This window comes from Armatimonadota bacterium (assembly GCA_016223145.1).
In the GTDB taxonomy this organism is placed as follows: Bacteria; Armatimonadota; Fimbriimonadia; order Fimbriimonadales; family Fimbriimonadaceae; genus Nitrosymbiomonas.
In genome coordinates this window covers 10,082-20,635 of sequence record JACRPN010000008.1, presented here as the reverse complement: position 1 = coordinate 20,635, position 10,554 = coordinate 10,082, and the positions used below count along the sequence as shown (strand labels likewise).

7 protein-coding genes are annotated in these 10,554 nt (G+C 62.8%); all 7 read left to right on the top strand.

Features of this window, described 5'->3' with window-relative positions; all coding sequences use genetic code 11:
• Positions 1 to 161: 161 nt before the first annotated feature.
• The 7 genes from HZC36_05355 to HZC36_05325 all read left to right on the top strand — a co-directional run bounded on the left by HZC36_05355 (position 162) and on the right by HZC36_05325 (position 10,498).
• A complete protein-coding gene (locus HZC36_05355) occupies positions 162 to 1,415 on the top strand; it encodes a nucleotide sugar dehydrogenase (GenBank protein ID MBI5706398.1) in 1,254 nt (417 codons plus the stop codon).
• 64 nt (positions 1,416 to 1,479) lie between these two features.
• Positions 1,480 to 3,408 carry an asparagine synthase (glutamine-hydrolyzing) gene (asnB, locus tag HZC36_05350; GenBank protein ID MBI5706397.1) on the top strand — a complete coding sequence of 643 codons (1,929 nt, stop codon included), beginning with the start codon at positions 1,480 to 1,482 and terminating at the stop codon, positions 3,406 to 3,408.
• Positions 3,387 to 5,492 (top strand): alginate lyase family protein, encoded by a 2,106-nt coding sequence (locus HZC36_05345; GenBank protein ID MBI5706396.1) that lies wholly within the window; start codon positions 3,387 to 3,389, stop codon positions 5,490 to 5,492. Before asnB ends, HZC36_05345 begins: the two co-directional genes overlap by 22 nt.
• Entirely contained in the window at positions 5,489 to 6,850 is a 1,362-nt protein-coding gene (locus tag HZC36_05340; GenBank protein MBI5706395.1) for a hypothetical protein, read from the top strand. Before HZC36_05345 ends, HZC36_05340 begins: the two co-directional genes overlap by 4 nt.
• Positions 6,847 to 8,100 (top strand): glycosyltransferase, encoded by a 1,254-nt coding sequence (locus HZC36_05335; protein MBI5706394.1) that lies wholly within the window; start codon positions 6,847 to 6,849, stop codon positions 8,098 to 8,100. Before HZC36_05340 ends, HZC36_05335 begins: the two co-directional genes overlap by 4 nt.
• Entirely contained in the window at positions 8,088 to 9,302 is a 1,215-nt protein-coding gene (locus HZC36_05330; protein MBI5706393.1) for a glycosyltransferase family 4 protein, read from the top strand. Before HZC36_05335 ends, HZC36_05330 begins: the two co-directional genes overlap by 13 nt.
• Complete coding sequence (locus HZC36_05325) at positions 9,302 to 10,498, top strand: glycosyltransferase family 4 protein (GenBank protein MBI5706392.1); 1,197 nt, start codon at positions 9,302 to 9,304, stop codon at positions 10,496 to 10,498. The genes HZC36_05330 and HZC36_05325 overlap by 1 nt, the downstream gene beginning before the upstream one ends.
• The last annotated feature ends 56 nt before the right edge of the window (positions 10,499 to 10,554 follow it).

The following is a 10,554-nucleotide window of genomic DNA, read 5'->3' as shown; positions in this document are numbered from 1 at the left end:
GGGCCCCGTCGACACGACGAACTTTTGTGGTGCTCAATCCGCACCCTTTCTTGACGGACCGCCGTGGGTCTGATGGGTGATCGCAAGCATGGAGGAGGACTGAGTTGGCGATAAAGGGAGAGTTGGGGAGCAAATTAGAGGCCACGCCCGGGTTCGGGGTTGTGCAGCTTGGCGTCAGTCCAGCCAAAATCCAGGTGCTTGGTCTTGGCTACATTGGCCTTCCGACCTCTCTCATGTTCGCGGGCGCTGGGTTCGAAGTGGTCGGGGTCGACCTTAACCCGACCACCGTGGATCTTCTCAACTCCGGCAAAACCCACCTGAGCGAAAAGGGCCTTGACGCAAAATTCGAGGACGTTCGTCGCGGGAGCAACTTCAGGGCTACGACGACACCCGAAGGCGCCGATGTCTTCATCATCGCGGTCCCCACACCCGATCGAGGCGCAGAAGGCGCCGACTTGAGCTTTGTTCGCGCGGCTTCAGAGTCTATTGCGCGCGTGATCCGGCACGGAAACATGGTGGTTCTCGAAAGCACCGTCCCACCCGGCACCTGCGTCGACGTGATCGCGCCGATCATCGAGCAGGTTGCGGGGCTGCAGCATGGGAAAGACTACGACTTGGTGCACTGCCCCGAACGCGTGATCCCCGGCTCGATTCTCAAAGAGCTTGTGGAGAACAAGCGGGTCATTGGCGGCACGACGCTGGCTGCGGCCGAGCGAGCCAGGGAGCTCTATGCCTCCTTCGTGCAGGGAGAAATCCTCCTCACCGACGCCACCACCGCAGAACTCGTCAAGGTAATGGAGAACACCTATCGCGACGTCAACATCGCGCTGGCAAACGAGTTCAAGGCGATAGCCGAGACGGTTGGCGCAGACGCCTACGAAGCCATCAGGCTTGCCAACCTCCACCCGAGGGTCGAGATCCACCAGCCCGGAATCGGCGTGGGAGGCCATTGCATCCCGGTCGATCCCTGGTTCCTGGTCGCGGCCGCACCGGACAAAGCGCGGTTGATCCGAGTCGCCAGAGACATCAACAGCGCAAGACCCCATCAAGTGGCAGAAGAGATCATGGCCGCAGCCGACTCTCTGCAGGCAAGCTCCATCGCCTTTCTCGGCCTTGCCTACAAGCCCGACGTCGACGATTTCAGAGAGTCTCCTGCCTTGGAGATCGTCCAACTCGTTGCAAGCAAGTTCAGAGGCTCGTGCCGGGTCGTCGAGCCCTTTGCAGAATCGTTGCCCGATGGCCTCGCCAAGCTGCCCAACGTTCAGATCGCGACGTTGGAAAGTGCCCTTGAGGAATCGGAAATGATCGTCACGCTCGTGCGGCATCAAGCCTTTGTGAAGCGGGGCGCACCCGACTGCAACCCCTGCCGCGTGCTGGACTTTGCCCGCGTTTGGCCCAGCGGGGAAGGGCGGTGATCCGCCTGCCGGTTTGTTTGCCGAGGTTTGGACGTCCATAATATCGAGTCCCTCCTCATAACCCATGTGTGGCATCGTCGGTACCCTCTCGTTCAAGGCATCGGGCCGTGGTGTCGATGAACGGCTCCTCGTCGCGATGCGCGACACGATGGTCCATCGAGGCCCGGATGGCGGGGGGCTTTGGGTCAGCGCCGACTCTAGGGTTGGATTTGGACACCGGCGGCTCGCGATCATTGACCTGTCGGAGGCTGCGAACCAACCCATGCAGAACCCCGAGGACACCCTCAGCTTGGTGTTCAACGGCGAGGTGTACAACCACGCCGAGATCCGGAAAGAGCTGATCGCGCTCGGCCATACGGTCTGGAAGACCGACCACTCGGACTCTGAGGTGGTGCTCCGCGCCTTTGAGCAATGGGGCATCGAGTGCCTGAGCCGATTCCGCGGCATGTTCGCGCTGGCCATTTGGGACTCGGTGAAGCGAGAGCTCTGGCTGGCGCGGGACCGACTCGGAATCAAGCCCCTCTATTACTCGCTTCATGGGGGCAGGTTCTCGTTTGCCTCGGAGATTAAAGCGCTCCTATCCGACCCGGGGCACCCGCGCGAGCTTGACGAGGCCGCGCTTTTCCACTTCTTGAGCTTCCTGGCAACGCCTGGCCCGGAAACCCTGTTTCAAGGCGTGCGAAAGCTCCCGTGCGGGCGATGGCTCAGGGTCAGCGAGTCCGGCGAGATGCGCGAGGAGCGCTACTGGGACGCCCTGACCCATGCGGCGGAGTGCCCGGAAACGGGCACCGCAGCCGGGCAGGTCCTGGATCGGCTCCGCGAATCCGTCGCGCTGCGCAAGGTTAGCGACGTGCCGGTCGGCGTCTTCCTTTCGGGGGGCCTGGATTCGACCTCCAACGCGGCCCTCTTTCGGGAAGGAGAAGCGCTGGTCAAAACCTATAACGTCGCGTTCGAAGGGGACAACGCGAGCTACCAGAACGAACACGAACATGCGCGTGAGGCCGCCAAGTTCGTGGGCGCCGAGCATCATGAGGTCTTCCTCAACAGTGAGGACGCGCTCGCCTTCTTGCCCCAGATGGTCGAATTCCAGGATGAGCCCATCGCCGACCCGGTCTGCGTGCCCCTCTACTTCGTAGCGAAGCTGGCCCGCGAGGACGGGACGATCGTGTGCCAAGTGGGAGAAGGGGCTGACGAGCTGTTCTGCGGCTACAACCAGTGGCGTTACATGCTCAAGCTCGCCGGCCTCGCCGACACGCTGCCCGGACCTCTGAAGCGCCTAGGCCTATCGGCACTCGACCTCATCGGAAAGGGGAACAGCCCCATGCGAGAAAGGTGGCGGCGCGCCGTCGCCGGAATGCCGCCGTTTTGGAGCGGCGCCGAGGCGTTCACGCAGCCCGAGAAGGACCTGATCCTCTCGGACAGTCTGAAGAAACGGGTTGGCCCTTTGACCTCTTGGGACGTGATTCGGCCGCACTGGGAGCACTTCCAGACGCACGCTCCCGAGCGCTCACATTTGAACTGGATGACCTATGTGGACCTCAACCTGCGCCTGCCTGAAATGCTGCTCATGCGGGTGGACAAGATGACGATGGCAGTCAGCCTCGAAGCCAGGGTGCCGTTCCTGGACCACAAGCTGGTCGAACTCGTAATGGGGCTGCCGTCAAACACCAAATACCAGGGAGGCGAGCTCAAACCTTTGCTCAAACAGGCGGTACGGGGCCTGATTCCTGAAGCCACGATCCAGCGCAAGAAGCAGGGATTTGGTATTCCCATCGACGAGTGGTTTGACCAGCGCCTAGGGGGATTCGCCCGGGAAAAGGTCCTTGCGTTCAGCCGGCGGACCGACCTCTTCGATGCGGGACGCGTCGAGAGGTGGCTCCCGCAGGCGAGCACCAAGCAGATTTGGTATTTGCTCAACCTGGCGCTGTGGCATGAGAGGTTTTTGGAGGGCTGCAAAGAGGTAGGTGAGGCGTGGGTGTCAACCCGAAGCTGACGCGCCTCCTCAGCATCCCGGCGCCCCTGCTCGCGGCGAAACTGGCCCAGGTCGTAGCGGCAAGGATGCGCGCACCGGCGCTTCGCGCCGCAGACAGGTCCAGATCAACCTATGGCCCGAAGACAGGCGAGCACCTGGGCCGCGTGCTTCGCGGACGTGAGTGGGCATTCGCCGACACTCCGGACTGGCTTTCGCAGGCCAACGACGCCACCCTAAGGCACGAGTTCGACCTCCTGGGTTCGGGGCCTAAACGCGTAGCGCTCCAGGCCAAGCAGGACGAGGCCCTTCTCAAGCTCTTGGCGCGCCACCTGCCCGAGGGCTCGCGTGAGGAAGCGGCGAGCCTCGCAGCTCGGTTGCCGGCAAGCTACAAGCCGCTGGACTGGCAGCTCGACTTTCGGTCTGGCCATCGGTGGCCTGTGCCCAAGTGGTACCGGGACGTCCCGATCGCCCTGGGGCATGGGGCCGACATCAAGGTCCCCTGGGAGCTCGGGCGGCTTCAGCACCTGCCACTGCTGGGGCTCGAATACGCAAGCGCCGACGATAAGCGCGCGGCCCAGCTATGGGACGAATTCAAGGCCCAGGTCGTCGACTTTCAAGCCCAGAATCCGCCGCGTTGGGGCGTCCAATGGCGCTGCACCATGGACGTCGCCATCCGAATCGCAAACGTCTTGCTGGCCCGCGACATGTTCCTCGCCGCGTCCGCGCCTTGGGAAGAAGCGTTCGAGGTCGAACTGGCGCGCATGGCGCGGGACCACGCGGCCCATATCGTCTCGAACCTAGAGTGGTCACCAGCGCACACCGGAAACCACTATCTGGCCAATGTTTGCGGGCTTGTGTTCGCGTCGGCCTATCTTCCCCGCTCAGCGGAGACGGACGCGTGGCTCGCCTTTGCAGTACAGGAACTCGTCGCGGAAACGGAAAAGCAATTCCTCGGAGACGGAGGCAACTACGAGGGCTCAACCTCTTACCACCGCTTGTCCGCCGAGATGGTGCTCTTGGCGACGGCCCTCACGCTCGCGCTTCCTGAAGAGAAAGTTCACGCGATCGAGCACTCAGAGACGGCCGAATGGAAGCGCAAGCCGCCCCTTCGTCCCGCGCCTCGTCCGATGTTTGGCGTTCGCGGGTCGGTCTTCAGGAGCCCGTTTCCACCTGCCCACTTTGAGGCATTGGTGCGCATGAGACACTTCACGGAGTCGCTCTCCAAACCCGACGGGACCGTCGTGCAGATCGGGGACAACGATTCGGGCCGGTTCTTCAATCTCGGCGACCCAAAGACGCCATCGCTCGACCACCGAGGTTTGATTCAAGCGCTGGACGCCCTCGCGAAGACGGGGAAAAACATGCCCTCCGATCCCGCAGCCCGAATCGTCCGTTTGTTATCGGTGAACCTGCCCGCGTCTTCCCTTCCGCCCGCCGCCCCAATCCATGGCGATTGGAGTGAACCCGCCGCGGCGCGTCTGGCCGAGCTCTTTTCGTTGGCGGAGCCACTCCCGATTGGCCGCAAACAGCACTACAGAGTGACCCTCGGACCAGGGGTTTGGGAGGGCCTGACGGTCGCCGAGTTCCCGGACTTCGGGGTCTATTGCCTGCGTTCGGACCGGGCCTACCTTGCCTTTCGCTGCGGCAGGCTCTCGCACGATGGCAGGGGCGGCCACGGGCACAGCGACGCCCTATCGATCGAGCTCTGGGCCGACGGAAAGTCCATCTTGCGGGACCCTGGGACCTACACCTACACCGCCGACCCGGCCGCAAGAAACCGCTATCGCTCGGCGGCTGCACACGCTTCGCCGCACGTCAGCTCTCATGAGCCGAACCCCCTCGACGTCTCCATGTTCCTGCTCCCGGACCGGTGCCGGTCCCAGGCCCTGGTATGTGGCGACGCCGGGGTCGCCGGATGCCACTTTGGCTATCAAGACCTGCTGACCCGGGTGGTCCGTTTGACCCCTGACGGCCTTGAAATCCTGGACTTCCTCACGGGGGATGGTGACGGACGGCTTGCTCGAGAAGATTACGAGGCTTTGAAGGGTCCCTCCCATGTGTGCTTCTCTCCGGGCTACGGCCAAATGGAGGTGGCGAACACGTGAAAGGTCCTTCGGCGAGCCCCGCCCTGGTGGGCAAGGTCTTCAGGGTCTTTGTGGCCGCCTATTTCCTGCACGGACTCCAGGCTTACAACCTCGGCCCGATACCGCTTGACTGGATTTCCCAAGTGCTCCTGATTGGCACCGCCGGGTATCTAGCCTTCAAGAGGCCCGTCCCGCTGCCTCCGGACTTTATCGGTTTCAAAGTGTTCTTCGCGTGGGTGTTGGTGGTCACGGTCGTGGCAAGCGGGCTGTTCGACTATTCGACTTATGTCCCACCAAATGCGGCCAACCCGTACCTGATTTACATGGCCCTGCGGCTCAACTTCTTTCTCGCGTTTTTCGGGGCGGGATACACGGTTTGGTGGCTTTGCAGACAGGGCCTTGAAGAAAGGATAACCCGGGCGATCGTCCTGGTTGGCGGGTTCTTGGCGCTGGCTGTGCTCTACATCTTCGTTGCCCAGTTGACTGGGCTTCCTGAGCCGCCGAGGACCCGTCTTGGGACGAGCGGGTTCGAGCAGGCCACCGAGTTCTCCGGCGGCATCGTCAGAGCGCTCGGCACGTTCCGCGAGCCGTCGCACATGGCTTCGTGGATGATGCTTCCCTTGTTGATCAGCCTGCGCAAGCCATTTCGTCTGGCCGGAATTCCGACGGCCATGATGGCGCTGTCCATCCTGCTCTCCGCGAGCCTTTCATCGTTCATCGCGCTGACGGCCGCGCTGACGGTGGGAATGCTGTTCTTCGGTTGGCGCTCGACCCGCGTCATGACCTCGCTCGCTTTGGCGGTGCTCCTACTGGGCGGCGGCGTGCTCGTCTTCGATATGGTCTCGCTGTCAGCCTCCAAGTCCAAGGTGTCCTTCACCAAGATGCTCCAAACCCGGCTTGAGCCCCTCATCGCCGAAAAGGGTCTCAAGGGCTCGAACCGAATCCATATTTATCGCTACGCGGAGCAGCAGAAACCAGGACTCGCGGGCATCGGGTGGGGCAACGCGAACCTGGTCTTCGCGCATGGGATCGGCCTCGACGTCGTGGCTACCTTCAGCAGCCTCTACCTGAACGCGCTCATGTCAACGGGGTTCGTTGGGCTTGGACTAATAATCTTGGCCGTGTTGTGGCCCATCATTCGCGCGATTTCCGCTCTTCGGGGGCGCGCTGGAATAGCCGAGATGATGGCGGCCATGTCGGCCTATGTCGCCTGGGCGACGCTCTACACGGGCCTTTTTGAGGAGTTCTATCCCTCGTTCGCCGTCGCGCTGGCACTGCTTGCCTTTCGCACGCGCCTCGCCCTTCAGGCGCGAGCAACCAAGCCTTCCGCCGCTCCCGGAACCCTTCCTCCTCGATTGGCCGGAGAGGCCGCGGGTTGAAGGTCCTGATCGTCACCTACAAATACCCGCCCGTCCTTTCGCCGCGGGCGTTTCGATGGGGTGAGGTCGCCGAATGGTTGGCGCAGCGCGGCGACGAGGTGGCCGTGGTGTGTTCGCAGACCCCCGGCGCGCCATCGCAGGAAGACCGTGAGAGGGTGCGGGTCCTCCGCGTAGGAACGGGCCTGGGCACGGTATCGTCGTGGCCCCAGGACGTGCAGGATGGGCCTGCGGGCGGAACTGGACAGTGGCACAGGCTCCAGAGGGCGTGGCGCGCGGCGTTCCGGTGGCCGGACTACGCGCGCACCTACTATCTCCCCGCTCTTCAAGCGGCCCTCGCGCTGGCGGGCGAGGTGAAGCTGGACGCCGTTGTGAGCGTCTCACACCCGTTCACTCCACACCTGGTGGGGCTGGCGCTGAAAAGGCGGCTCGGCATTCGGTGGATCGCCGATATGGGCGACCCGTTCGCGCTCCCAGGCACTCCCCCCCTGAACAACTCACTCCTCTTCGCGACTCGAAACCGCAATGCAGAAAGGTCGGTCCTGGCCCATGCCGATTCCGTCGCCGTCACGAACCAAGAGACACTTGCCGCATTTGAGCGGACCTACCGTGGCGTAGCGGGCAAGCTCACGGTCATCCCTCCTCTCGCGCCAATCGTTGCGAACGTGCCCCATTCTGGGGCAGAGCCGGGAGCCGGTCCGAGGCTCATGGTGGCGGGCCGGCTCTACAGGAAGATGCGCAGCCCCATCCTGTTGCTTGAGGTCTTTCGGCGGCTCAGGGAGTTGCCGGGGATGGGCGAGGCGACCCTGCACGTCTATGGCTCGACGCGAGACTGCGCGGACCACTTCAAGAACCCGCAATACGCAGGGGGCGTGGTCCTGCATGGCGTCGTCCCGCGTGAGGAGGTCCTTGCTGCTTATTCTGAGGCGGACGGTGTCGTGAACATCGGCAACGCGAACGGGCTGCAGCTGCCGAGCAAAGTGGCCGAACTGGCCTCGCTTGGAAAGCTCATTCTGAACTTCTGTTCCAATTCGGACGACGCTTCCTGCCGGTTTCTCTTGGAGCACCCCCTTGCGCTCCAGATCACGGCCGGGACGGGCTTCGATCCTCGCCATGAGGCGAAGAGGATTGTCGAGGCGTTGAGTGCCCCAACATCGGAAGCGGAAATGGAGCGGATCGAACGGTTCATGGTTCCCTACCGGATTGACGCCGTTGCAGGGGCCTATCGGAGGCTGCTTTCATGCGGGTCCTGATCCTCTGCCCGCACTATCTGCCCGGCTTTCAGTCTGGGGGTCCTGTCCGGTCGGTCTCCTGCCTGATCGAGGCCCTGGGAGACCATTTCGAGTTCTTCGTGCTGACGCATTGCCACGACGCCAAACTGGCGGAGCCCTATCCCGGAGTGCCCATTCGCGAGTGGGTGCGGGTCGGCAAGGCGAGCGTGATGTACCTTCGAGATGAGGACTTTCATCCTTGGCGTCTGGCGAGGTTCGTCCGTGAGGCGCGCCCCGATGCGGTGCTGCTCAACAGCTTCTTTCATCGCCTCGCGACCCTGAACCTGCTCCTGCTCCGAAGGCTGGGAAAGCTTGGCTCGCTTCCTGTGGCCCTTGCTCCACGCGGGGAACTCGCTCCCGGGGCCCTGCAACTCAAGCGAACGCGCAAACGGCTCTTCCCCGTGGCGGCCAAACTTGTTGGGCTCTATCGAGGGGTTCATTGGGTGGCCTCCAGCGACTTTGAGAAGGCCGAAATCCATGACGTCATGGGGGATCGCGAACCCGTCGCCGTGTTTCACATTCCTCCGCGATGGGAGGACTTGGCCGGTTCAGCCGGTGATGACGGCGCCCGTGCGCCGAAGCGCCCTGGCGAAGCCGACATCGCGTGCATCGGCAAGGTCACGCCAAAGAAGAACCTGGACTTCGCTCTGGACCGCCTCCTGAACGTCAGGGGCAACGTCAGGGTGAGCATCGTCGGAAGGCTCTCGGATTCGGCGTTCGAGGCCGCGATCAAGCGCCGGATTCGGGCTCTGCCTGCGCACGTTCGGGTGCAGTTGCTCGGCCAGCAGACCCCCGCCGAGGCGATGGCTATCCTGCAGAAGAGCCACCTTCATCTCTTCCCAACTCGGGGCGAGAACTTCGGCCACGTGATCGTCGAGTCTCTCGCGACCGGGTGCCCCGTCTTGCTGAGCGACCGAACCCCGTGGCGGGACCTGCAAGCAGAGGGAGTCGGTTGGGATCTTCCCCTGGACAGGCCGGAGGCCTTTGAGGCCGCGCTTCAGTCGGTGCTGGACCTGGATGACGCGGGATGGCGCGCCCTCAGCAAAAGGGCTCGAAGCTATGCCGAGCGCATTTGCACCGATCCGCAACCCGTTCAAAGGGCAAGGGAGTTCTTCGCATCGCTTTGCCGTCCTTCGGGCTCAGCCGAAGCAAAGCAAGAAGAGGTACAAGCCCCAAAACGCTGATGAAGAAGCCGGTCGTCCTTGTCCTTTGCCCGCACTATCTGCCCGGCTACCGCTCGGGGGGCCCGGTGCGCTCCGTCTCGACGCTCATCGAGAGGCTTTCGGACCAGTTCGACTTTCGGGTGATCACCCATTGCCACGACTACGGACTTGCTCAAGATTACGAAAACGTGCCCGTCAGACAGTGGACCCGCGTCGGCGCCGCCCAGGTGCTGTACTTGCGCGATTGGGATTTCGCCCCGTGGAGGCTGAGACGCTACATCCGTCAGGTCTCCGCTGACGCGGTGTATCTGAACAGCTTCTTTCATCGCCAGACCACGATCCCCTTCCTCTTCCTGCGGCGCTACGGGTTGGTTCCCAAGACCCCGACGGTGATTGCCCCGCGAGGCGAATTCTCTTCAGGCGCACTCAAGCTGCGCGGACTTCGGAAAAGGCTGTTCCTTGGGGTCGTGCGCTTTATCGGTCTTTACGAGAACCTCGTGTGGCAGGCCTCCAGCGAATACGAAAGAGACGACATTCGAGGATGCCTTCGCAAGAACGTCCGAACAGTCATCGTTCACGTGGCTCCGGACCTCTCCATGATCCAGAGCAACGCCGGGACTTCCGATGCCAGGGCCTCGAAGAACCCAGGAGAACTGAGGGTGGTCTACTTGGGGCGCATCTCCGCCATGAAGAACGTCGACTATGCCCTAAAGCTGCTGCGGGACATTCAGGGCAGGGTTGTGTTCGATCTTTACGGGCCTTTTGAAGACCCTTCCTACACGGCGGCTTGCCGCACGCTCGCCTCGGAGCTGCCCGAGAACTGCCAAGTCACCTTCCACGGCCCGATCCCCCATGAGGAAGCTTTGGCGGCGTTTGCGTCGCACCACGTCTTTCTCTTTCCAACCCGAGGCGAGAACTTCGGCCACGTGATCCTTGAGTCCTTTGCCGCCGGGTGCCCTGTGCTCCTCAGCGACCAGACCCCCTGGCGCAACCTGGCAGAGCTGGGAGTCGGCTGGGACCTGCCGCTTGCGGAACCATCGAAGTTTGAGGCGGCGCTCCAGAGCCTGATGGACATGGATCGCGAGCAGTGGAATAAGCTGTCCTCCTCCGCTCTCGCCTATGCGGCAAAGGTCACCACCGACGAAAAGCCGCTGGAAGCGAGCCGCAAGATGCTCCTGGACCTCTGTTCCCCGGAGACGCACCCGGAAGGCCCCTGAACAGACCGAAAGGCGCGGCCTCAGATAGAATGACGGAATCTTTGCGGCAAGCCGCC